16 protein-coding genes are annotated in these 23466 nt (G+C 72.0%); 5 read left to right on the top strand and 11 right to left on the bottom strand.

Features of this window, described 5'->3' with window-relative positions:
* The first annotated feature begins 74 nt into the window (after positions 1-74).
* Positions 75-3449, top strand: coding sequence for a pyruvate carboxylase (locus ACWDEN_RS04775; protein WP_450857213.1), 3375 nt, complete (start codon positions 75-77; stop codon positions 3447-3449).
* A 33-nt stretch (positions 3450-3482) separates the two neighbouring features.
* On the opposite strand, the gene ACWDEN_RS04770 is transcribed toward ACWDEN_RS04775, so the two are convergent.
* From ACWDEN_RS04770 to ACWDEN_RS04755, 4 genes are all read right to left on the bottom strand, one after another.
* Positions 3483-3935 carry a hypothetical protein gene (locus ACWDEN_RS04770; protein WP_450857211.1) on the bottom strand — a complete coding sequence of 151 codons (453 nt, stop codon included), beginning with the start codon at positions 3933-3935 and terminating at the stop codon, positions 3483-3485.
* A gap of 94 nt (positions 3936-4029) precedes the next feature.
* A complete protein-coding gene (locus ACWDEN_RS04765; protein WP_450857209.1) occupies positions 4030-4806 on the bottom strand; it encodes a polysaccharide lyase family 7 protein in 777 nt (258 codons plus the stop codon).
* A gap of 137 nt (positions 4807-4943) precedes the next feature.
* The gene (locus ACWDEN_RS04760; protein ID WP_450857207.1) at positions 4944-6152 is read right to left on the bottom strand and encodes a carbohydrate-binding protein; all 1209 of its coding nucleotides are present in this window, start codon (positions 6150-6152) and stop codon (positions 4944-4946) included.
* A 130-nt stretch (positions 6153-6282) separates the two neighbouring features.
* Positions 6283-8901 (bottom strand): TIM-barrel domain-containing protein, encoded by a 2619-nt coding sequence (locus ACWDEN_RS04755; RefSeq protein ID WP_450857205.1) that lies wholly within the window; start codon positions 8899-8901, stop codon positions 6283-6285.
* A gap of 581 nt (positions 8902-9482) precedes the next feature.
* On the opposite strand from ACWDEN_RS04755, the gene ACWDEN_RS04750 reads away from it, so the two are divergent.
* Together ACWDEN_RS04750 and ACWDEN_RS04745 are read left to right on the top strand one after the other, a co-directional pair.
* Complete coding sequence (locus ACWDEN_RS04750) at positions 9483-10607, top strand: GNAT family N-acetyltransferase (protein ID WP_351620562.1); 1125 nt, start codon at positions 9483-9485, stop codon at positions 10605-10607.
* Between the two features lie 106 nt (positions 10608-10713).
* Positions 10714-13353 carry a WD40/YVTN/BNR-like repeat-containing protein gene (locus tag ACWDEN_RS04745; RefSeq protein WP_351620559.1) on the top strand — a complete coding sequence of 880 codons (2640 nt, stop codon included), beginning with the start codon at positions 10714-10716 and terminating at the stop codon, positions 13351-13353.
* Between the two features lie 117 nt (positions 13354-13470).
* Here the strand turns inward: ACWDEN_RS04745 and ACWDEN_RS04740 are convergent, their stop codons facing one another.
* The 7 genes from ACWDEN_RS04740 to ACWDEN_RS04710 form a co-directional block, all read right to left on the bottom strand.
* On the bottom strand, positions 13471-14238 hold the full coding sequence (locus tag ACWDEN_RS04740) for an ABC transporter ATP-binding protein (RefSeq protein ID WP_351620556.1): 768 nt from the start codon (positions 14236-14238) through the stop codon (positions 13471-13473).
* Between the two features lie 3 nt (positions 14239-14241).
* A complete protein-coding gene (gene mdlC, locus ACWDEN_RS04735; protein ID WP_450857202.1) occupies positions 14242-15849 on the bottom strand; it encodes a benzoylformate decarboxylase in 1608 nt (535 codons plus the stop codon).
* Complete coding sequence (locus tag ACWDEN_RS04730) at positions 15846-16691, bottom strand: ABC transporter permease (RefSeq protein ID WP_351616670.1); 846 nt, start codon at positions 16689-16691, stop codon at positions 15846-15848. The genes mdlC and ACWDEN_RS04730 overlap by 4 nt, the downstream gene beginning before the upstream one ends.
* Positions 16688-17488 (bottom strand): ABC transporter permease, encoded by an 801-nt coding sequence (locus tag ACWDEN_RS04725; protein ID WP_351616668.1) that lies wholly within the window; start codon positions 17486-17488, stop codon positions 16688-16690. Before ACWDEN_RS04725 ends, ACWDEN_RS04730 begins: the two co-directional genes overlap by 4 nt.
* The gene (locus ACWDEN_RS04720) at positions 17485-18435 is read right to left on the bottom strand and encodes an ABC transporter substrate-binding protein (RefSeq protein ID WP_351616665.1); all 951 of its coding nucleotides are present in this window, start codon (positions 18433-18435) and stop codon (positions 17485-17487) included. Before ACWDEN_RS04720 ends, ACWDEN_RS04725 begins: the two co-directional genes overlap by 4 nt.
* A 176-nt stretch (positions 18436-18611) precedes the next feature.
* Positions 18612-18965, bottom strand: a complete 354-nt coding sequence (locus tag ACWDEN_RS04715; RefSeq protein WP_351616662.1) for a hypothetical protein — start codon at positions 18963-18965, stop codon at positions 18612-18614.
* A 90-nt stretch (positions 18966-19055) separates the two neighbouring features.
* Entirely contained in the window at positions 19056-20063 is a 1008-nt protein-coding gene (locus ACWDEN_RS04710; protein ID WP_351616660.1) for a Ppx/GppA phosphatase family protein, read from the bottom strand.
* Between the two features lie 289 nt (positions 20064-20352).
* On the opposite strand from ACWDEN_RS04710, the gene ACWDEN_RS04705 reads away from it, so the two are divergent.
* Both ACWDEN_RS04705 and ACWDEN_RS04700 read left to right on the top strand, forming a co-directional pair.
* Positions 20353-21534, top strand: a complete 1182-nt coding sequence (locus ACWDEN_RS04705; RefSeq protein WP_351616657.1) for an FAD-dependent oxidoreductase — start codon at positions 20353-20355, stop codon at positions 21532-21534.
* A 134-nt stretch (positions 21535-21668) separates the two neighbouring features.
* The gene (locus tag ACWDEN_RS04700) at positions 21669-23447 is read left to right on the top strand and encodes an RICIN domain-containing protein (RefSeq protein WP_450857198.1); all 1779 of its coding nucleotides are present in this window, start codon (positions 21669-21671) and stop codon (positions 23445-23447) included.
* Positions 23448-23466 lie beyond the last annotated feature (19 nt).

Here is a 23466-nt window from a genome sequence, read left to right as displayed (position 1 = left end):
TTGCCGCGAGGTACGGCAGGGCGTGGCTGACACCATGGTGTTCGTCGCCGACAGGCAGCTGAAGGGAATCCAGGATGTTCCGCAAGGTGCTGGTCGCCAACCGTGGAGAGATCGCGATCCGCGCGTTCCGGGCGGGCTACGAACTCGGCGCGCGCACCGTCGCCGTGTTCCCGCACGAGGACCGCAACTCGCTGCACCGGCTGAAGGCCGACGAGGCGTACGAGATCGGAGAACCCGGGCATCCTGTGCGGGCATATCTGTCCGTCGAGGAGATCGTGGGCGCCGCCCGCCGGGCCGGCGCCGACGCCGTCTACCCGGGCTACGGCTTCCTGTCCGAGAACCCCGAACTCGCGCGCGCCTGCGAGGAGGCGGGCGTCACCTTCGTCGGCCCGAGCGCGGCCACCCTGGAGCTGACCGGCAACAAGGCCCGCGCCGTCGCCGCCGCCCGGGCCGCCGGCGTACCCGTGCTCGGCTCCTCCCAGCCCTCCACCGACGTGGACGAACTGGTGCGCGCCGCCGAGGAGATCGGCTTCCCCGTCTTCGTCAAGGCCGTCGCGGGCGGCGGCGGGCGCGGCATGCGCCGGGTGGAGGACCCGGCCCAGCTGCGCGAGTCCATCGAGGCCGCGTCCCGGGAGGCCGATGCCGCGTTCGGCGATCCGACCGTCTTCCTGGAGAAGGCCGTCGTCGACCCGCGCCACATCGAGGTGCAGATCCTCGCCGACGGCGAGGGCAACGTCATCCACCTCTACGAGCGCGACTGCTCGCTCCAGCGCCGCCACCAGAAGGTCGTCGAGCTGGCTCCCGCCCCCAACCTCGACCCCGAGGTGCGGGAGCGGATCTGCGCCGACGCGGTGCGCTTCGCCCGCGAGATCGGCTACCGCAACGCGGGGACCGTCGAGTTCCTCCTCGACCCCGCCGGCAACCACGTCTTCATCGAGATGAACCCGCGCATCCAGGTCGAGCACACCGTGACCGAGGAAGTCACGGACGTGGACCTGGTCCAGGCCCAGCTGCGGATCGCCTCCGGCGAGACCCTCGCCGACCTCGGCCTCGCCCAGGACACCATCACCCTCCGCGGCGCCGCCCTGCAGTGCCGTATCACCACCGAGGACCCCGCCAACGGCTTCCGCCCGGACACCGGCCGGATCAGCGCCTACCGCTCCCCGGGCGGCTCCGGCATCCGCCTGGACGGCGGAACCACCCACGCCGGTACGGAGATCAGCGCGCACTTCGACTCGATGCTGGTCAAACTCACCTGCCGCGGCCGGGACTTCAAGGCGGCCGTCGGACGCGCCCGGCGTGCCGTGGCCGAGTTCCGCATCCGCGGTGTGGCCACCAACATCCCCTTCCTGCAGGCCGTCCTGGACGACCCGGACTTCCAGGCGGGCCGGGTCACCACCTCCTTCATCGAGCAGCGCCCCCACCTGCTCACCGCCCGCTCCTCCGCGGACCGCGGCACCAAGCTGCTCACCTACCTCGCGGACGTGACCGTCAACAAGCCGCACGGCGAACGCCCGGACCTGCTCGACCCGGTCACCAAGCTGCCGCCGCTGCCGGCCGGCGAGCCGCCCGCCGGCTCCCGCCAGCTGCTGGTCGACCTCGGCCCCGAGGGCTTCGCCCGCCGGCTGCGTGAGTCGCCGACGATCGGTGTCACCGACACCACCTTCCGCGACGCCCACCAGTCCCTGCTCGCCACCCGCGTGCGCACCAAGGACCTCCTCGCCGTCGCCCCGGTCGTCGCCCGCACCCTGCCGCAGCTGCTCTCCCTGGAGTGCTGGGGCGGCGCCACCTACGACGTCGCCCTGCGCTTCCTCGCCGAGGACCCCTGGGAGCGGCTGGCCGCCCTGCGCGAGGCGGTGCCCAACATCTGCCTGCAGATGCTGCTGCGCGGCCGCAACACCGTCGGCTACACGCCGTACCCGACCGAGGTGACCGACGCCTTCGTGGAGGAGGCCGCAGCCACCGGCATCGACATCTTCCGGATCTTCGACGCCCTCAACGACGTCGGCCAGATGCGCCCCGCCATCGACGCCGTACGGGAGACCGGCACGGCGATCGCCGAGGTCGCCCTCTGCTACACCGCCGACCTCAACGACCCCGCCGAGCGGCTGTACACGCTCGACTACTACCTGCGGCTGGCCGAGCAGATCGTCGAGGCCGGCGCGCACGTCCTCGCGGTCAAGGACATGGCCGGGCTGCTGCGCGCCCCCGCCGCCGCCAAGCTCGTCTCGGCGCTGCGCCGCGAGTTCGATCTGCCCGTGCATCTGCACACGCACGACACGGCCGGCGGCCAGCTCGCCACCTACCTCGCCGCGATCCAGGCGGGCGCCGACGCCGTGGACGGCGCGGTGGCCTCCATGGCCGGTACGACGTCCCAGCCGTCGCTGTCGGCGCTGGTGGCCGCCACCGACCACTCCGACCGTCCGACCGGGCTCGACCTGCAGGCCGTCGGCGACCTGGAGCCGTACTGGGAGGGCGTGCGGAAGATCTACGCGCCCTTCGAGGCGGGCCTCGCCTCCCCGACCGGGCGCGTCTACCACCACGAGATCCCCGGCGGCCAGCTGTCCAACCTGCGCACCCAGGCCGTCGCCCTCGGCCTCGGTGACCGCTTCGAGGACATCGAGGCCATGTACGCCGCCGCCGACCGGATCCTCGGCCGTCTGGTCAAGGTCACCCCGTCCTCCAAGGTGGTCGGTGATCTCGCCCTGCACCTGGTCGGCGCCGGTGTCTCGCCCGAGGACTTCGAGGAGACGCCCGACCGGTTCGACATCCCGGACTCGGTGATCGGCTTCCTGCGCGGCGAGCTGGGCACCCCGCCCGGCGGCTGGCCCGAGCCGTTCCGCACCAAGGCGCTGCAGGGCCGGACCGCGCCCAAGCCGGCGCCCGAGCTGTCCGCCGAGGACCGCGAGGGTCTCGCCAAGGATCCGCGGGCCACCCTCAACCGGCTGCTGTTCGCGGGCCCGACACGGGAGTTCGACACGCACCGGCAGGCCTTCGGCGACACCAGCGTGCTGGACAGCAAGGCGTTCTTCTACGGCCTGCGCCCGGCCAAGGAGTACGCCGTCGACCTGGAGCCCGGCGTCCGGCTGCTGATCGAGCTGCAGGCGATCGGCGAGGCCGACGAGCGGGGCATGCGCACGGTGATGTCCACGCTCAACGGCCAGCTGCGGCCCATCCAGGTCCGCGACCGCGCCGCGGCGTCGGACGTGCCGGTGACGGAGAAGGCCGACCGTGCCAACCCCGGCCACGTGGCGGCGCCGTTCGCCGGTGTGGTGACCCTGGCGGTGGCCGAGGGCGACGAGGTGGCCGCCGGTGCCACCGTCGCCACCATCGAGGCGATGAAGATGGAGGCCACCATCACCGCGCCGAAGGAGGGCCGGGTGTCCCGGCTGGCCATCAACCGCATCCAGCAGGTGGAGGGTGGCGACCTACTGGTGGAGCTGGCCTGACACGGCGCCCGGCACCTACCCGCTCGCCGGCGCTCAGTCCCAGAGCGGGTAGGTCATGACCTGCTTGAACCCATCGGGCCGGTCATCGGCGTAGGTGAGGGTCATCCGCGTGTAGTGCTGCACGTGCGGATCCTTCTTCCAGGCCTTGGGTTCGTCGAGCCGGACGGTCACCCGGTAGCCGTGGAAGCGGCCGGCCGCGCAGTACGGCTTGCAGTCGTTGACCATGTTCACACCCCTGGCCGTCGCCTCGTCCGGGCTCCACTGCGACCAGTGGAGCCCGATGAGCCGGCTGTTGCCGTCGCCGCAGGCCAGGATGAAGTCGGTGGGGCGGACGTTCTGCTGCCACATGCAGTCGACGAGGACGGGGCGCGGGGTGTCGGCCTTGACGGCCGCTGTCGGCGGACTCGCCGATGCCGGGGTCATGGCCGCCGGCAGAACGGCGCCCGCTGCGAGGGTGACCGCCGTTGCCCACACTGATCCGCGCATGGTCGCTCCCACCCGTAGTGCTGTGTCCGACCGCGTGCAACCGACGCTACGACCGTACGGCCGATTGCACCAGTCGCGCAGGTCGGGCGGCGTGTCACCCGTGGGCGACGGTCAGGCCGTAGAACGCGACCCGGGCGCCGTTGGTCGTGCTGTCCGAGGAGGACTGGTTGTAGGAGCCGGCCTTGAAGTACTGCTTGTACTGCTGGAACGACGACGGGATGCCGTAGTGGGTGGTGGTGCCGTTGACGGTCAGGTCGACGGTGTTCCCGCCGGAGACGGCGATGGTGTAGCTCCACGTCTTGCCGACCGACACGTGCCCCACGGCGTGCGCGGTCTGCCCGCCGGACGGCGAGTTCTCCGTGCCGAGGACGATGTCGCCGTTCGCGTGGTAGTACAGCTCGAGCAGCGGCTTGGTGGAGGAGCCGCCGCTGCCGAGGTGGATCTGCCCGACGCACACGTTCTTCGTCACGGACACCACCCGCAGGGTCGCGCTCATCCGCTGCGAGCCGGACAGCGCCCAGTCGGCGGCGCTGCCGTCGCGGTTCATCTCGCGCAGCTCGGAGCGGGCGTAGTTCGAGTTCGGCGTGGTGACGCCCTTCTCGGGCGCCCAGAAGGTCATCGCCCCGTCACGGGTGTCGGTGTAGAAGTACGCGTCCTGGTAGCCGTTCGGGCCCTGGAGCCGGGACGACGGGATGGTGGTGGGGCTGCCGGGGGAGCCGACGGGCTCCTGCAGCTCCCAGACCGACAGGTCGAAGTTGCCGCCGGGGGCGACCCGCGGGTCGGCGGCGATGGCGCTGGGGCTGCCGAGGAGGGCGAGGGCCAGGGCGAGGCCCGCGGTGGTCGGCACCGCGAGGAGCCGGGATCGGGTCATGTGGGGGTCCCTTCTGCGAACCGAAGGCCGGACCGGCGGATGCGTTCAGCATGATGAACGCTGAATGCATCCTTGGTCACTGGTGACCCGAGAAGCTAAAGGTCTGAACCAAACACGTCAAGTGGTCCGGCAGGTGTTCAGCAGGCGCCCTCGTCCTGCCACGGCCCCCATTCCGAGGCGCCCGGCACCTCGTTCTGGGTCCACCACTTGGCCTTCCAGTTGTGCTTGTTGTACGAGACCTCGTTCCCCTGCGTGTACACCGCCGTGGAACTCCACGCGGACTTGCAGGAGGTGGGCGTCGGTGTGGGGGTCGGTGTCGGTGTGGGGGTGGGCGGGGTGACACCGGCGAACTGCACCGAGTACTTCGCGAAGTCCCAGGAGTTCTGGGTGACGCTGGAGCACGTCCCGGACGTACGGCCGCCGTTGTCCGGCGGGCTGCACTGCCGGTCGCGGTTCAGGGACCAGAACGTGAAGCGGTCCATGTTGTGGCTCGTCGCGTAGTCGAGCACCGTCTGGAAGTCGGCCTGGGTGAAGTACTCGCCCGAGTCGCTGCGGCCGTTCATGCCCGAGAAGCCCTCGTGGGCGTACGCCGTCGCCTGGTCCCAGCCGAAGGTCGACTGCAGGATCGAGTTGAAGTTGGTCAGCGCGCTGGTCTGGCTCGCCGCCCCGTTGAAGCCGCCGTCGAACGGCATGATGGAGAAGTTGTTCGGGGTGAATCCCTGGGACTTGGCCTCCAGCAGCAGCTGCTTGCCGAACCAGCCGGTGCCGTCCGCGGTGCCGGCCGTCGTCACCGAGACGTACAGCCCCGGGTTGTTCTGCTGGAGGATCTTGGCCGCGCCGATCTCGTTCCTGATGGCCGCGGTGTTCTCGTACTCCGGCTCCTCCAGATCGAAGTCGATGGCGTGCAGCCCGTACTTGGTGATGACCTGCTGGTAGGCCGCCGCCGTGGACGCGGCGTCCGCGCAGGCCTGGCCGAGCTTCGTGCCGCCGTAGCCGCCGATGGAGACCGAGACGTCACCGCCCTTGGCGCGGATCGTGCCGATCATCGACTGTACGGCCGTGTCCGAGGAGACGGGCGCGGTCCCGCCCCAAGTGGGCGAGCAGCCGCCGCCGTTGGGGGCGAGGACGAAGGCCAGCTGGAAGGCCTTCAGGCCGGTGGCGTCCATGATGGCGGCCGGGTCCGGCGGGTCGTTGTCCAGCGGCATCAGATAGGGGGCGGCGGCGTACCAGCGGTTGCTCAACGCGCTCGTCGCGCCCGAGGCGCTGTTCGCGACGAGCGCGGTCGTGCCCGCCGCGGCGAGCGTGACGGCCGCCGCCGCGCCCAGACATGCCCGAAGACGTCTCACTGCGTGCCTCCAGAGGGTGGGGGTGGGGAGGTCCCCCGGGCGGGGAGCCCCACCCTCCGGGAGCTGTTGCGGTCACGTCAATAAGTTGGACTAGACCAACGCGCTCTTTGGACTAGACCATACGATTCCTTTACCTCCCGTCGACCAGTCGCACCGTGAAGGTCCGGTCCAGTGACAGGCTCGCCGTGGTGACGGTCGTGACGTGCGTGCCGGCGTCGTACGACCAGTCGGAGGCGGGCAGCCGGCGGCCGTTCAGGAGGACCTGGGCGGGTGCCGAGTCGCCGTGCACGGTGAACCGGTATGCACGGGCGTCCACCTTGCCGGCGTAGCCGCCCCTGCTCGCGCCCACCGAGACGGTCGTCCCGCCGTCGTCGGAGTGCAGGGACACCCGCTGGGTGGCGGCGGCGCCTTGGGCGAAGTCGCGGGTCACCCCGTCGTCCTCGTAGAGCGTGTAGTGGCTCGTGCCGCGGGCCGCCGGATACAGGTCCCAGTCCAGCTCGTGCCGGTCGCGGGTCTGCCAACTCGTCGTCCCCTTGGGCCACATCGGCACGATCGCTCCCTCGCGCACGAACAGCGGGAGCGTGTCGAGCGGGGCGCGGTAGCCGTTGAGCGTGGTCGGCCCCTGGAAGGTACGGCCGGTCCAGTAGTCCGTCCACGTGCCCTTCGGCAGGTAGATGCCGTCGCGGGTGTCGGAGTCCTGGTACACCGGCGCGACGAGGAGGTCGGGGCCGGAAAGGAACTCGTACTTCGCCTGGTCGGACAGCGTGTTCGGGTCTTGCGGGTACTCCAGCCACAGCGGACGCACCGCGCCGACACCGGTCTTCGCGGCCTCGGCGGAGAGTGTGTACATGTACGGCAGCAGCCGCTCCTTCAGCTGCAGGTACTTCCTGTTGACGGAGGTGTACGGCTCGCCGTCGAGCCAGGGCTGCTGGTCGGCGGGCTTCTTGGTGGTCAGGTCGGTCGCCCAGCCGTCCATGGTCATGATGGCCGGCAGGAACGCCTTCCACTGCAGATCGCGGGCGTACATCTTGGCGTCGTGGCGGTAGATGCTGCCCACGTCACCGGTGTCGTAGGCGATGCCGGACATGGTGGCCCCGGCGTAGGCCGGGATCTGCCAGCGGATGTAGTCCCAGGACAGCTTCTGGTCGCCGCTCCACAGCACACCACAGCGCTGTGCGCCCGCCCAGGACACCGGCAGCCACACGAAACCGCGCGCGTCGCTGTTGTCCTCGATCCCCTTCTTGGCGGCGTCGCACGCGTCCAGCGCGAACTTGTAGCCGTTGCCGACCCAGGCCACGTCCAGCTTGGCCACCCGCTGGCCCGCCTTGACCTGGTCGGCGAGCTTGTCGATGCCGTCCTGCGTCCACAGGCCGAGCTGGGCGTGGTGGTCGCGCAGGCCCTGTGCGGTCTGTTCCAGGTTCTCGTACCCGCAGCCGTAGCCGTCGTTGACCAGCATCCAGCCGAGCGGCATCTGGTGCTCGGTGTATCCGTCGGCGATCTTCAGCGCGTCCAGGGTGTGCCGCTCGCCGCGGTTGGCGTTGTGCAGATAGCAGTCGGAGTCGCCGGGTTCGAGGCCGTACACCGGGGGCATGAAGGGCCTGCCCACCAACGCCGTGTACTTGCCGATGACCTGCTTGGCGTCACCGAGGAAGTAGTAGGCGTCCAGGCGCCGTTCCTGCTGACCGGTGGTCACCGGCGAGCCGAAGGTGTACACGCCCGGTGCGAAGGTGTTGCGGAAGACGCCGTAGCCCGCGCTGGAGAGGTAGAACGGCTGGGAGTTGTTGTAGCCGCCCTCGTTCCAGTCGAAGCTGTTGGCCACGTACATCGTCTGCCCGCGGTGCGAGAAGCTGCCGTTCTGCTCGCCGCCGCCGAAGTACTGCTCGTCCGCGCCCCGCACCAGGCTCTGCCGCATGCCACCGGTCGACCAGCGCAGCGGCTTGTCCTCCTGCCAGATCCGCGTCCGGTCGTCGGGCCTGTACAGCCCGAAGCGCAGCGGCTGCTTGTACACGCGCAGGACCGCCTGCGGGGAGCGGATGCCGTAGTAGTCGCCCGCGTCGAAGGAGGAGGTGTGCCGCTCGGGGGCGGGCTCCTTGCGCACGATGGCGGTGCCCGCCGGATCGCTGAGCGAGCCGGACGGGTCGGCCTGCAGCCGCAGCCGGCCTCCCGTCAGGAAGCCGGCCTGCGCGGTGAGCTGCCCGGCCCTGATGGTGTACCTGCCGTCGCCGCCCGAGAAGGACGTGAGATCGCCGGCGTCCGTGGTGGCGGGCAGGTACGCGGTGCCCGTGAAGGAGTTGTCGTGCACGTCGTACGGCACGACCACCACGTGGTACGTCCCCGACGCCCGCGGGATCACCGTGGCCTCCGGATCGGCGGTGCCCGCGCTGGACGCCACCTGCGTGCCGTGGTCGTCGTAGACGTACAGGTCGAAGTCGTCGGAGGGCTTCTCCCACTTGACCGCCAGCGGGACGCCGCCCTCGGGGTTGTCGTCCCAGTATCCGTCCGGCACCGAGACGGTGAGGTCGAAGCGGTCGCAGACCTTGTTGTCCGGGTCGGTCGCGGCGTCCGGGCAGCTCTCGGTGCCCCCGCCGGTGCCCTTGGCGTAGACCGGGCTCTGCCAGCTGACGCTGCCGTGGGCGGGGTCGAGCACGGCGCCGGTGGTGGTGGCGGCCCGGGCGGGCACCGGGGCGGCGAGCAGGGTTCCCGCCAGGGCGGTGGCCAGCCCCAGTGGTACCCAGGCGGACCACGGCACACGGTGGCGCAGTCTTCGCGGTCTTTGCACGGCGGAACAGCTCCCCTCGCAGCACTGCGGACTGACTGTTCTTGCTCTTGATGCTCACAAGCGCTCGAAACGAGCGTCAATCGAGCAACTTCAAGCAGGAAGACTCGAGGCTGACGCAGGTTCATGTCAAGACCGCGGGCCGGAGCGCCGCCGTGCGGGCGCCGCCCGCCGTCCGCGCCTCCGGGCACACCGTGCCGGGCAGTGGACGACATGCCGTACCGCCTTTCGTGGTTGGAGCGTGCGCGTACGGCGGGCGAAGTCGGCGCGGGAAGCACCAGACTTGTCACGATGTCGCCGGACCCGTGGCGGATCATCCGTCGCCTGAGGCACCCTTGACAGTGTGCGTACTGTTTCGCGACGTTTGAGCAGTCGCGTGCGGAGGGGATGCGGCGCACATCGGAACCAGTGGGAGGACGCGCTCGGCGCGTCATGGGGGGAGCGGTCGCCCATGCGATCCATGAGCCATGATCCACACGCCTCACACGCCTCACCGGCCTGTGCCGCCTCGGGCACACCGTTCGCGGAGCCTGTGGAAGGGCGGTCGAACTGAGGTGGAGATCACCATCCACAGACCCGGCGAGCTGACGCCCGAACTGCGCCGGGCCTGGCACCGCGCGATGGACGAGTCGCCCGAGTACTCCAATCCCTTCCTCGCACCGGAGTTCGCGATCGGCGTCGGCCGGTACCGGCGCGGGGCCCGGGTGGCGGTCCTGCGCGAGGGCGGGGAGCCCGCCGGGTTCTTCCCGTACGAGCGAGGCCCGTTCGGTGCCGGACGGGCCATCGGGCTCGGACTGTCCGACTGCCAGGCCCTCGTGCACCGGCCGGGGGTCACCTGGAACGCCGGGGAACTGCTGCGGGCCTGCGGGCTCAGCATCTTCGAGTTCGACCATCTCGTCCAGGAACAGCGGCCGTTCGCGCCGCACATCACGGGCACCTTCGCCTCGCCGGTGATCGATGTGAAGCCCGGCGACGGCGGTTACCCGGAGTGGCTGCGCGCCACCTACCCGGGCCTCGCCAAGACCACGCTGAAGAAGGAACGCCGGCTCGGCCGGAACGTCGGCGAGGTGCGGTTCGAGTTCGACGAGCGCGACCCGGAGGTCCTGCGCACGCTCATGCGGTGGAAGTCCGCGCAGTACCGCAGGACCGGCCGCATGGACCGGTTCTCCCGGCCGTGGATCGTCGGCCTGGTCGACCATCTCTTCCGCGTCCGCGAGGAGCACTTCACCGGGGTGCTGTCCGTGCTGTACGCGGGCGACCGGCCGGTCGCCGCCCACTTCGGCCCCCGCTCGAGCACCGTGCTGGCGGCCTGGTTCACCGCCTACGATCCCGAACTGCAGTACTACTCACCGGGGTTGATGATGCACCTGCGGACCGCCGAGGCGGCGGCCCGGCACGGGGTGACCCTCGTGGACCTCGGGCGCGGCGACAAGGAGTACAAGGACTGGCTCAAGACCCGCGAACTGCGGGTCGCCGAGGGCTTCGCGGCCCGTCCGCACCCGGTCGCGCTGGCCCAGCGGCTGTGGCGCAGACCGGTGCGCGGGCTGCGGAACACGGTCAACGCCCATCCGCAGCTGCGCGAGCCGGCCGACCGGCTGCTGAAGACGATGGGCAGGGTGCGCAGTCAGGGCATCGCGGCTTCCCCGGCCGCCCGGAGGAATCGCCTTCCGGAGCGGTAGCTACTGGCAGGTGCTCGTCAAAACTTCACCAAGCGGCGGACGTTTTCACGCCAACGTGATCGGGTCTCCTGCGTCAGCAGTGTCGCTGCACCCTGGGAGGTCCTTGGTGTCCGTACCAACCCACAGAAGACGGTGGTTCACCGTCTGCGCGCTCACCGCGTCCGCCGCACTCGTCGCGATACCCCCGTCCGCCGCCTCGGGCCGGTCGGTGAGCCCCTTCGGTGTCCGGGCCCTGGCCCAACTGGCCAAGGAACGCGAGCAGTCGGTGGGTGCGATGTCCCCGCACGTGGCGGCGGACGGCGACGGCGGCAACGAGGCCGACGAGATCGCCGAGGGCGCGGACCAGTACGCCGAGGCCCGCACCTCGCCCGGTGTCGTCGCGCCGGGCGCGTACGGCGCCGCCTGGCGCGGTCTCGGCAACCTGAAGTCCACGGGCGGCAGTTGGCGCAATATCACCGATCTGCCGTACAACTCCGACGATCCGCGCTACCGCGACATCGACTCCAACTCCAGCGGTGGCGGCGGGAACGTCACCGGCCGCATGGCGGCGGTGGCCGCCGCCGACGACGGTTACGTCTACGCGGGCAGCGCCGGCGGCGGGGTGTGGCGTTCGCGCAGCGGGGGCGGACACTGGCAGCCCATCAGTGACCGGCTGCCCGCCCAGTCCACCGGCGCCCTCGCCCTCGACGGCGCCGGCCGGCTGTGGCTGGGCACGGGTGAGGCCACCACCAACGCCGACGCCTACCTCGGCAGCGGCGTCTACGTCCTCACGCACCCGCACCACGGCACCTTCTCCACGCGCAGCCGGGTCGGCGGCGACGAGCTGGAGAGCACCACCATCCACGAGCTGCGCTTCGGCGGCGACACGGTGTGGGCGGCCACCAGCAAGGGCGTGTGGAGCCACTCCACGAAGCAGCTGAGCGGCCCCTGGAAGCTGGAGTTCGCGCCCAACCCCGACTTCCTGCCGGGTGGCGCGAAGGCCGACGACCCGAACGCCCCGTACAAGAACATCGCCAACGACATCGCCATCGACCCCACGGACCCCTCCAAGGTGGTCCTGGCCGTCGGCTGGCGCAGCGGCGACGACTACAACGGCTTCTACACCAAGGCGGGCGGCGCCTGGACCCGGATCACCAGCGGCCTCGGTGACCTCCCGGCCGACGCCGGCAACGTCGGCAACGTCACCTTCGCCCGCTCCGCCGACGGCTCCCGCTACTACGCCATCGACCAGTCCCCGGAGCAGCTGAGCACCAACCCGGACAGCGGCCTGGAGGGCATCTACGTCTCCAAGTCCGGCTCGCCGACCGGCCCCTGGACGAAGATCGCCGACTACAAGGGCCTGGCCGCCGACAACTCGGCGCTCACCACGGCCGGTTACATGCCCGGCGTCCAGGCCTGGTACAACCAGTTCCTCGCCGTGGACCCGGCCGACCCGCAGCACGTGTACGCGGGCCTGGAGGAGGTCTACGAGACCAAGGACGGCGGCGCCGACTGGTCGACGGTCGGCCCGTACTGGAACTTCACCTTCTCCTGCTGGAGCATCGACCCGGCCAAGCAGACCGGTGACTGCAACCCGACCACCCACTCCGACCAGCACGGTGTGGCGATCGGCCGCTACCACGGCAAGAGCTTCGTCTACGTCGGCAACGACGGCGGCGTCTACAAGCGCCCGGTGAACGGCTCCCAGGACGCCTCCGGCCACGCCACCGACTGGACGTCCCTCAACGACGGCACCATCGACACCCTGCAGTACTACTCCGTCGGCATCGGCAAGGACCTCGACCACGGCGGCCTGTCCGTCACCGGCGGCCTGCAGGACAACGGCCAGTCCATCCTGCGGGGCGACGACAAGGTCATGGGCTCCAACTTCGGCGGCGACGGCGGCGACACCCTCACCGATCCCGCCAACGGCTGCAACATCGCCCAGGAGTACGTCTACCTCGCCGTCCAGGTCACCCAGAACTGCGCCGTGAACGACGGCAGCTGGGCCACCGACCCGAGCAAGGCCACCTCGTACTCCGTCGCCCCGCCCGACAACGCCACCAGCGAGGCCCGCTTCATCGCCCCGCTGGCGGCGGACCTGAAGGACGGCAACACCTGGGTCGCCGGCGGCCGGCACATCTGGGTGCAGACCCACGGCTACGCCATCCGCAGCGGCACGGAGTGGACCAGCGTCCACGACTTCGGCGCCGGCCGGGTCGCGACCGCCGTCGCCGCCTCCGGCGGGAAGATCTACGCCGCCTGGTGCGGCCCCTGCAACAACCAGGGCTTCGCCCGCGGCATCGCCGTCGGCAACGCGGACGGCACCGGCTGGCACGACATCAGCCTGCCCGTCGACGGGACCGTGCCCAACCGCTACCTCAGCGGCTTCGCCGTCGACCCGAAGAACGGCGACCACGTCTTCCTCACCGTCAACGGCTTCTCCCGGCACTGGACCGAGGGCCCCGGCGCGGGCGTCGGCCACGTCTTCGAGTCCACCGACGGCGGCACCACCTGGAAGGACATCTCGGCCAACCTGCCCGACGTGCCCACCAACTCCGCGCTGGTGACGGCGGACGGCGGGCTCGCCGTCGCCACCGACCTCGGTGTCGTCCACCGCGCGCCGGGCCGCACCACCTGGCAGCGGATCGGCAGCCTGCCGGCAGTCGCCGTGCTCCAGCTCAGGACGAGCCCCGACGGCGGCACGCTGTACGCCGCCACGCACGGCCGCGGGATCTACACCGTCAAGGTGTGCGACCTGCGCTGACCGCCCCGGCTGAAGCAGGAGGGGTGACTCCCGGACCCGGGGGTCACCCCTCCTGTGCGTACGGCACGACGCTCACGACGGGGCCGCAGACGGCAGACGCCATATCGCGGCACCTTCTCATCCCGCCCCTCCCGGCGGAGCGCCGCGTACCGCCTTGCCGACCTCGGTGCGCAGTGCCACGAACCCGGGCAGGCTCCGGGTGCTGAGCTGGTCCCGTTCGCGGGGCAGGTCCACCGGCAGGTCGCGGACGACGCGGGAGCCGGGCCCAGGGGAGAGGACCACGACGCGGTCGCCGACGTACACGCTCTCGTCGATGTCGTGGGTGACGAACACGATAGTCGTGTCGTTCGTCCGGTGCACTTCCAGCAGCAGGTCCTCCAGGTCCTCGCGGGTGCCCGCGTCCAGCGAGCCGAACGGCTCGTCCATGAGCAGCAGGGAGGGCCGGCAGACCAGGGCGCGGGCGATGGCGACGCGCTGCTGCATGCCGCCGGACAGCTCGCGGGGATGGCGCCGGGCGACCCCGTGCAGACCGACCCGTTCGAGGATCGTCTCGGCCTCGGCCCGGCGGACGGCGCGGGGAAGGCCCCGGCGGCGCAGCGGCAAAGCCACGTTGTCGCGGACGGTGAGCCAGGGCAGCAGCGAGCGGCCGTACTCCTGGAAGACGACCGCGAGCCGCTCCGGTACGCCGCTCACCGCTGTCCCGTCGACCGTGACGGTGCCCTCCTGCGCGGGCAGCAGCCCGGCGATGGTGCGCAGCAGCGTGGACTTGCCGCAGCCCGAGGGCCCGACCACGCTGAGGAGCTGACCGTCCGGCACGGTGAGGCTGATGCCGTCCAGAACGCGGGTGTCGCCGAAGTGCCGGCTGACGGAGTCGAGGCGCAGCATCCCTCACCCGGCCCAGGGCTCGTACAGGGTGCCCGCGCTGCCGGCGACCCGCAGGTGCAGCAGGAAGGGACCCGAACCGTCGCCCAGGCCGAGGGCGTCGTCCAGCGCGGCCGGCAGCTCGTCGGGGTGTTCGGCGCGGGCCGCGGGGCAGCCGAGGGACTCGGCGAGGGCCGCGAAGTCGATGCCGGTGATGTCCGTGCCGGGGACGGGTGCGATCCCGATCCGGCGGCCCAGCGCGCGGACGGCCGCGTAACCGCCGTTGTCCAGAAGGGCGTAGGTGACCGGAGCCGCATGCCGGGCCGCGCTCCACAGGGCCTGCACCGAGTACAGCGCCGAGCCGTCGCCGACCACGCACACCACCCGGCGCCGGTCGGCGAGCGCCCGGCCCACCGCGAGGGGCAGGCCCCAGCCGAGCGCCCCACTGCCGGTGGTGAGGAAGCCTCCGCCCGACTCGACGGGCACGCGCGCGTGCAGGGTGTCGCGGTGGCTCGGCGCCTCCTCGACGAGAACCCGGTCGCGCGGCAGCCGGGCGCGCAGCAGATCGAAGAACAGCTCCGGGGTGATGCGCGCCTCGGCGCGGGCCGGGGCGGGGGACGGCCGGGGTGGTGGCGGCTCGCGGTCGGGCTCCTTCAGCAGCCCGGCCAGCCGTTCCAGGGCGGGCCGCAGGGTGGTGACGATGCTGGTGCCGGTGGGCAGCCAGGCGGCCTGGCCGGGGTCGCAGTCCAGGTGGAACAACTCGGTGCCGGGCGCGAGCGGCGGGCCGCCGTCCGCCACGTGATAGGTGAACACCGGCGCGCCGAGCGCGACCACCAGGTCGTACGGCGCGAGGCGCGCGGCCAGTTGACGGGCGAGGGGCGGCAGGAACCCCTGGAACAGCGGATGCGACTCGGGGAAGCCGGAGCGGCCGGAGAGCGGGCTGATCCACACCCCGGCCCGGATCCGCTCGGCCAGCGTCCGGACCTCGTCCAGCGCGTCCTCGTCGTCCACGCCGGGCCCCACCACGAGCGCCGGGCGCGCGCACGCCTCCAGCCGGGCGGCGAGCGCGTCGAGGGCGTCCGGGGCGGCCGTGAACGCCGAGTGCACCGTGCGGGGCGTGACGGGTTCGGCGGGCCGGTCCCAGTCGTCCTCCGGCACGGACACGAACACCGGTCCGCGCGGATGCGTCATCGCGATCCGGTACGCCTCGGCGAGCACCGCCGGCACGTCCTCCGCGCGTTCCGGCTGGCGGGCCGACTTCACGTAAGGGCGCGGGAACAGGGCCGGTTCGTCGGCGCCGAGGAAGGGCCGCAGCTGGATCAGCGAGCGCGCCTGCTGGCCCGCCACGATCACCAGCGGCACCCGGTCGCGGAAGGCGTTGAACACGGCTCCGAGCGCGTGCCCCACCCCGCCGGCCGAGTGCAGGCTGACGAACGCGGCCCGCCGGGTGCCGAGCGCGTGCCCGGCCGCCATGCCGACGGCGACGGACTCCTGCAGGCCCAGGACGTAGGTGAAGTCGTCCGGCCAGTCGCGGAACATCCGCAGTTCGGTGGAGCCCGGATTGCCGAAGACCGTGGTCATGCCGGTGTCGCGCAGAAACCGTACGACCGCCTCGCGCACCGTGGCCGTCGTCATGCCGTCCTCCCTGCGGACGAACCGGGGCCGACGAGCCGCTTCTCGACCGCCAGCAGACCGGTGTTGAGGAGATACCCGAGCGCGCCGAGCAGCAGCAGCGCCGACCACACCGTGAGCAGGTCGGAGCGCGTCTGGGCGTCGGTGAGCGTGAAGCCGATACCGTTGTCACTGCCCGGCAGCAACTCCGAGAACACCATCAGGATCAGGCAGAGCGACAGGCTGAGCCTCAGCCCCGCGAAGATCCGGGGCAACGCCGAGGGCACGATCAGGAACCACAGCCGTTCGGGTGCCGTCAGCCGCAGCACGGCCGCCACCTGGACCCGCAGCGGGTCGGTGGCACGGGCGCCCTCGGCCGAGTTGATCAGCACCGGCCATACGGCGCTGAACACGATCGACGCCACCTGCATGGGCGTACCGAAGTCGAAGACGACGACGAACACCGGCACCAGCGCGGGTGGCGGCACGGCCCGGGCGAACTGCAGCACCGGGTTGCACAGCGCGTACGCCCGCCGCGAGCGGCCCACCGCGATGCCCAGGGTGGTCCCGGCGACGGCGGCGAGCGCGAACCCGGCCGCCATCCGGCCCAGGCTCGGCAGGATGGTGTCGACGGCGGCAGGGGTGAGGAACAGATGGCCGGCCGGGCCGGAGAACCACAGGTCGCGGGCGTGCCGGGCGATCCGCAGCGGCGGTGGGAAGTACACGCTGCCCTGGGCACGGGCGGCCAGCTCCCAGCAGGCGACGGCGACGAGCAGCACCGACCAGCGCAGCACGAAGGGTACGGCGGTGGCCCGGGGCGGGCCGGGCGCGAATCCGGGCCGTGCGCTGCCCTGTGTCTGTGTCATGGCCCGCTCCGCCGCACCTTCCCCGCCTCCGGGCGGGGTTCCTGCGCCCAGGCGAACAACCGCCGCTCCGCTCCGACCAGCACGCCGTTGACCACCAGCCCGAGACCGCCGGCCCACACCACTCCGGCCAGCACGTCCCGCGTGCCGTCCGTCTCGGTCTGGGCCTGGGCGATGAAGATGCCGAGGCCCTGGCCGAAGCCGGAGAGGATCTCCGTCGCGACGGCCAGGATCAGGGCGACCGCGGCCGAGATCCGCACACCGGCGGCGATGAACGGGGCGGTGGCCGGCAACTCCACCCGCAGCAGTACCGCGAGCCGCCCGAACCCGAAGGCACGCAGGGTGTCCTTGGCCAGCGGGTCGGTCTCGCCGAGGCCGTAGACGGTGTTGAACAGCACCGGCCAGAGCGAGGCGTACGCGATCAGCGTCACCTCCGTCCGAGTGCCCGACCCGAGCAGCAGCGACACCAGCGGGATCAGCGCGACGGACGGCAGCGGCCGCAGAAACTCGATCACCGCCCGTACGGCGGCCTCCGCCACCGGGACCGCGCCCAGCAGCAGCCCCAGCGGTACGGCGATCGCACAGGCGAGCCCGAGACCCAGTGCCCACGCCCGCAGCGTCACCCCGATCCCGTCGAGAAAGGTGGGATCACCTGCCAACCGGGCTGCGCGGGCCAGGACTTCGGAGGCGGGCGGCAAGTAGCTGCGCCGTACGATCCCGGCGCGGGCGACCGCCTCGCAGATCCCGAAGGCACCCGCCGCGCCGAGCAGACCGAGCAGCAGTTCCTGACGCCGCGTCATTTCACCAGCAGGGGTGCCGGATCGACGTCCTTCGTCAGCAGCCCCTGGGCACGCATGAGCCTGATGAGCCGGCGCAGGGGGGCCGGGTCGGCGGTCGCCGGATAGGCGGGCAGGTGGATCGACCTGGCCTGGTCCGCGGTCACCTTGGCGTACTTGGGCAGCTCGGTGCGCACCGCTCCCGGATCCCCGGCGGCGAGCTTCGAGGCCGCCTCGACGGCACGCCGGAAACCCGCCGCGGCCTTCGGGTTCTTCTTCACGAAGTCGGCGGTGGTGACGTACCCGCTGGCGGGCAGGCCCCGTGCCGGCCCCGAGCCGGCGTCCAGCAGCACCCGCGCGCCCAACTCGCCCTGGATGGCGGTGTCGAAGGGCTCGACGGCGTGGGCGGCGTCCACCTGGCCCCGCTGCAGGGCGGGGCCCATCTGCGGGAACAGGATCTGCCGGTAGACGGGCCGTCCGGCGCCCTGGGCGTCCAGGATCGCGTTCAGGGTCAGGGACTGGATGTTGTTGAGGACGGCGACGGCGACCTTCTTGCCCGCGAGGTCGGCGGGTTTCCTCAGTGCCGAGTCCTTGGGGACGAGGACGTCCATCATGTGCGGGGCGATCCGGACCCCCTCGGCGAGGATGCGCAGGTCCAGGGTGCCCTTCTCGTAAGCCTGGAGGTAGGTGACGTAGTTCGCGCTCGCGATCACGTCCACCTGGCCCTTGAGCAGCGCGGGCAGCGCCTGGATGCTCTGCTGCACGGGCTGGATGCGCACGTCCAGGCCCTCCTTGGCGAACAGCCCGCGGTCCCGGGCCAGATAGAGGGCGGCGGAGTCGGTGAGCGGCAGCGCCGCCACGGTCAGCTGCTGCCGTCCGTCACCGGAGTGCGACGTGCCGCCGCTGTCACAGCCCACCAGGACCAGCGCCGCCGCGGCGACGAGCGCGGCGAGGCGTTTCGTTCCCGTCATTCCCTGTCGTGATCGACGTAAAGGCATACCGGCATGCCTACCCCGCGATTGTCATGATCGCTACAGATCGGGGGTGGGTTTCGGGGCCTTTGGAAAAATACGAACGGAGCAGGGCGGCTCGGTGAAGTGGCGGGCCCTGTTGGGACGTGCTGACGGCCGGGACGTGTTGCCGGAGATCAGTCGGCGGGCCGGAACCGGAGCGCCGACCAGGTGTCGTCGATGGCGATCTGCCGAACGGGCCGCACACCGTGCTCGGACAGCGCGGCGGCCAGGGTGTCGCGGTTCAGGTCCGTCCCGAGCTTCCCGCCCTTCGGGTAGGCCACCCAGGCGAGGGCATCGCGCCGCGCGGCGGCGAGCGCCGCCTGCGCATTCGCCCCGAGAAGGTCGCCGGAGGCGGTGACGAAGGCGATCACCGCATCGGCCGAGGTCGCGTCACCCGCGGTCTCGGCCTCCAGCTGGACGTCGACGGGCCTGCCCAGGACCGCGACACTCTGACCGGGCTTGATCTGCAGCTTGCTGATGACGGACACCCCCTGATCCTGCCATCTCAGGTGCGGCACCGCGCGCAGGTGAGGCCGGTTCTCCGTCTCCGGGCCGGACTCCTTCGCACCCTGCCCGGATCAGGCCGGCGGGCCGGCGACGCGCAGGGGTGTCGCGCAGGGGGCTGCGGGGGTGTCGGTGGCGCCGGTGACGTCCGTCCACCAGTCGGCGCCGTCCTCGATGTAGCGCAGCAGCACGCCCTCGCGGATCGCCCAGGGGCAGACGACGGCCCCGCGCAGCCCCATGAGCTTGAGCGCCGTGTGCCCGACCACCGCTCCGGCCAGGCTCTGCCCGGCGCGCGGCGCGGAGATCCCGGGCAGCTGGGCCCGCTCGGCGGCGGGCAGGGCGGCGAGGGTGCGGACCGCCTCGCGGAGGTCCCGGCAGCGCATCTCCCGCTGCACGAACGGGCCGTGGCGTCCGGGTGCCGCCCCGCACAGGCGGCCCAGCTGCTGGAACGTACGGGAGCCGACCGCGGCGGTGCGCGGCCGTTCCCAGCGGATCCGCGAGGCCACGTCCCGCAGCTCATGGCGGATCCGGCGGCGCAGCTCCTTCAGTTCCTCCGGCCCGGGCGGGTCCTGGACCGCGAGGTACTCCTGGGTGAGCCGCCGCGCGCCGAGCGGCAGGGACGCGGCGAAGTCGGGCAGCCGGCCCCGCCCGAAGGCCACCTCCAGGGAGCCGCCGCCGATGTCGAGCACCGCGAGCGGACCGGCGTGCCAGCCCAGCCAGCGCCGGGCCGCCAGGAAGGTCAGCTCGGCCTCGGTCTCACCCGGCAGGGTGCACATGCGGATCCCGGTCCCGGCCGCCACCCGGCGCAGCACCTCCTGCTGGTTCGGGGCGGCGCGCACCACCGCGGTCGCGAAGGTCAGCGGCCCCGGCGCATGCCATCGCCGGGCGGTGGCCCCCGCCGCGGCCACCGCCTTCACCAGCCGGTCCACCGCCTCGTCGGCGATGGTGCCGTCCGGACCGACGTGTTCGGACAGGCGCAGCTTCCACTTGACGGTGTGCACCGGCAGCGGAAAGCCGTCCTCCACATCCGCGATCACCAACCGAACCGTGTTCGACCCCGCGTCCAGCACGCTCACCCGCATGGCCGGGAAGTACCCACTTTCCCGTCAGGAACCCGTCATTCAGGGGGCGCCCGAGTGCACGGCACCGGCCGGCAGGTCCCTCAGGAACGGCCCACGAGGCGCCCGGCGGCATACCGGGCGCGAGCCGCGCACGGACCGGCGTCCAGCGAATCCCCCCGGCAGCACGGTGCGCGCGGCAGCCACGCCGGCACCCCGCCCCGATCCTGTCCGGATCTCGGCCCCCGGCCCCCGCGCCGGCCCGTCCCTGCCCTTAGATGGCCACCACCACTGTCGGTGCGAGGAGCGGCACTTGAGCGGGACGGACGCGACGAGGGTACTGGTGATCGGCGGCGGCATCGCGGGGACCGCCGCCGGGCTCGGGCTGCACAAGGCCGGCCACGACGTCACCGTGTACGAGGCACACCCCGACACGGCCGAGGACATCGGGGCGTTCCTGACCCTGGCGAGCAACGGCATGCGCGCCCTGGCCCAGCTCGACGCCACGGACGCCGTCACCGCCGTCGGTTTTCCGCTGACTTCGCTGCGGCTGCTCGACGGCGACGGCACCGAGCTGACGCAGGCACCCCTCGGCGAGATCGGCGACCCCGCGCTGCAGTACCGCTGTCTGCGCCGCGGCGAGCTGAACGCGGCCCTGCAGGGCGAGGCGGCCCGGCGCGGCATCCCGCTGCGTCACGGGGCCCGCCTGACCGACGTGACCGAGGCTCCGGACGGTGTCACCGCGCACTTCGCCGACGGCACCACCGCCGACGCGGACCTCCTCATCGGCGCCGACGGACTCAACTCGACGGTCCGCGAGATCCTCACCCCCGGGGTGCGGCCCGGCTACTCGGGTCAGCGGGTCTACTACGGCTACACCGGCTCCGCGCCGCGCGTGGCCGAGACCGGCCGCATCAGCTTCGTCCGGGGCAGCAAGGCCACCTTCGGGTACGCGGTCTCTCCGACGAGGGAGACGTACTGGTTCGCCCGCGTCAACACGGAGCCCCTGCCCGCCGACAGATCCGTGCACGAGGTCGCCTGGCACGCGGAACTGCTGCCGCTGCTGCGCGAGGACTCCGCGCCGATGGGGGCCGTCGTCGGCGCCTCCGTCGGCTCCGTCCTGGCCACCAACGCCACCGAGCTTCCGCTCGGCGCCGTATGGCACACCGGGCGCGTGCTGCTCATCGGCGACGCGGCCCACGCCGCCTCCCCGGCCACCGGACAGGGCGCCTCGATGGCGCTCGAGGACGCCGTCGTCCTCGCCAAGGCGCTGCGCGACAGGCCCGGCCTGCCCGCCGCGTTCGCCGCCTACGAGGCGCACCGCCGCCCGCGCGCCGAGCGCAACATCACCGTCAGCGGCACCATCTCCCGCGGCAGCCGCGACCCGGCCCGGCCGGGGCCCGTCGTGGCCCGCCCCGCCGACCCGGACGCGACGCTCATCCGTCAACTGGCCTGGGACAGCCCGCTGTCCGCCGCCCCGTCCGAGCAGCCCTGACCGGGGCGCGGTGGCGCAGGCCGCCTCGCGAAAGTGCAAGAGGCGGAGCACTGGAGTCCATTGCCGGGGACACGCCGGAGCCGGATCGTTCCGTGCAACCGGTCCTTCGGCAACAAGGAGCACAGGTGCGACTCTTGAGCAGAGCAGGCGGCGCGGCGGCCGTGACCGCCGCCCTGGTCCTGGGCGGTGGCATCGCGTCCCCGGCACCGGCCGCCACACCCGCCGACGCCGGCTACACCGTGACCGTGGGGACCCCGGTGCCCTTCGCCCACCCCACGGACACCCCCGCCAGCCCCTACCTCGACCGGGACGGCACCTTCCACTACCAGCAGTCCGCCGCGCTGTACGGCGCCAAGGACCCACGCACCTGGGACTTCTACACCGGCAAGAACTTCGACACCGCGAGTTTCGACAAGGCCCTGAGCAAGGCGGTGAACCCGGCCAACCCCGCCGACCGCAACGACGACACCACCTGGCGCTGCAACAACAGCCCGACCGGCCGGGAGGCGACGTACGCGCCGAGCGGCTCCGGCTACGCCCAGAAGAACTACTGCGACCTGTCCGGAGTGTGGGTCGACCCCGACACCGGCGCCTGGTACGGACTGGTGCACAACGAGTTCACCCCGCAGCCCTTCGGCGACGGACTGCACTACGACGCCATCGACTACGCCGTCTCCACCGACCGGGGCCGCACCTGGACCGTCAAGGACCACGTGATCACGTCTCCGTACAGCACCGAGCGCGGGGACACGACGGCCTTCCCGAACCAGACGTACTCCTACGGCGACGGCGACCAGCGCCTCTTCGCCGACACCGCCTCCGGCTACTTCTACGTCTATTACGGCTCCCGGATCATCGACAAGAGCGGCGGCTGGAAAGCGTTCTACGAGCACGTGGCCCGCGCCCCGATCTCCGCCAAGATGGCGCCCGGCTCCTGGCGCAAGTGGTACGACGGCGCCTGGTCGCAGCCCGGCACCGGCGGCAGGGAGAGCGACATCGTCCCCGTCGACGCCGACCACCCCACCGGCTACACCCCCGCCTCCGCCGAGTACGACCCGGCCAACGCGGGCACCGCCGCCCAGCAGATCGCGGCCGGGAAGATGCCGCCGACCTCGCCGCTGTTCGTCATGAACATCGCCTACGACGCCCATCTCGGGCTGTACATCGGCGAACCGCAGGCCGTCGACCAGAGCGGCGACTCACCGCAGTACCTGTACGCCACCGACGACCTGACGACCCAGAAGTGGCGCCTGATCGGGGACACCGGCAGCTACACCAACGCCTCCTGGTACCGCTGGTTCCTCGACAGCGCCAACCGCACCAGCTCCACGATCGTCGGCAGGACCTTCCGCTCCTACTGCGCCTTCGGCTGCTCGCACGACGCGTCCGGCGAGTACGTCGACATCACCATCGACTCCACCACCCCCGCGGCCGTGCCGATGGACACGAGCCGTGGCTACCGCATCGCGAGCGGCGCGGGCCGGATCCTCGCCCAGGCGGCCGGCGGCAGCGCCACCACCTCGCTGACGCGGCCCACCAGGTCCGGCCGCGACACCTGGGTCTTCACCCCGACCGGCGACGGCGCCTTCACCCTCACCAACGCCGCGAGCGGCAGGCTGCTCGGCGTCGACTCGTCCTCGGCCGCCGGCCGGGCCTGGGGCGCCAGGCCGACCGTCACCGCCGCACGGAGCAGCGGGCCCTCCGTCGGCCAGCAGTGGTTCGTGATCCCGAACGCCTCCGGCGGCACCTACCGTCTGGTCAACCGCTACAGCGGACTCGTGCTCGGCCTCTCCGGCACCTCCGGCCGGCTCGCCGAGACCACACCGGCGCGCACCTGGACGGCCCGCCGCGGGAGTTCCGTAGGCGCGGGCCGCTCCGCCGCCGAACAGACCCTGTCCCTCACCGCGACCTGAGCGCTCCGCGGGAGTGCCG

The organism is Streptomyces sp. NPDC001153 (assembly GCF_053598315.1).
The sequence above is the reverse complement of the archived record's forward strand: the minus strand, read 5'-3'. Positions and strand labels throughout refer to the sequence as shown.

Excerpts from the sequence above, each read along its gene's own strand:
- ACWDEN_RS04775 (WP_450857213.1), top strand. The coding sequence starts at position 75 with ATGTTCCGCAAGGTGCTGGTCGCCAACCGTGGAGAGATCGCGATCCGC.
- ACWDEN_RS04770 (WP_450857211.1), bottom strand. The coding sequence starts at position 3,935 with ATGCGCGGATCAGTGTGGGCAACGGCGGTCACCCTCGCAGCGGGCGCC.
- ACWDEN_RS04765 (WP_450857209.1), bottom strand. The coding sequence starts at position 4,806 with ATGACCCGATCCCGGCTCCTCGCGGTGCCGACCACCGCGGGCCTCGCC.
- ACWDEN_RS04740 (WP_351620556.1), bottom strand. The coding sequence starts at position 14,238 with ATGCTGCGCCTCGACTCCGTCAGCCGGCACTTCGGCGACACCCGCGTT.
- mdlC (WP_450857202.1), bottom strand. The coding sequence starts at position 15,849 with ATGACGACGGCCACGGTGCGCGAGGCGGTCGTACGGTTTCTGCGCGAC.
- ACWDEN_RS04730 (WP_351616670.1), bottom strand. The coding sequence starts at position 16,691 with ATGACACAGACACAGGGCAGCGCACGGCCCGGATTCGCGCCCGGCCCG.
- ACWDEN_RS04725 (WP_351616668.1), bottom strand. The coding sequence starts at position 17,488 with ATGACGCGGCGTCAGGAACTGCTGCTCGGTCTGCTCGGCGCGGCGGGT.
- ACWDEN_RS04720 (WP_351616665.1), bottom strand. The coding sequence starts at position 18,435 with ATGACGGGAACGAAACGCCTCGCCGCGCTCGTCGCCGCGGCGGCGCTG.
- ACWDEN_RS04710 (WP_351616660.1), bottom strand. The coding sequence starts at position 20,063 with ATGCGGGTGAGCGTGCTGGACGCGGGGTCGAACACGGTTCGGTTGGTG.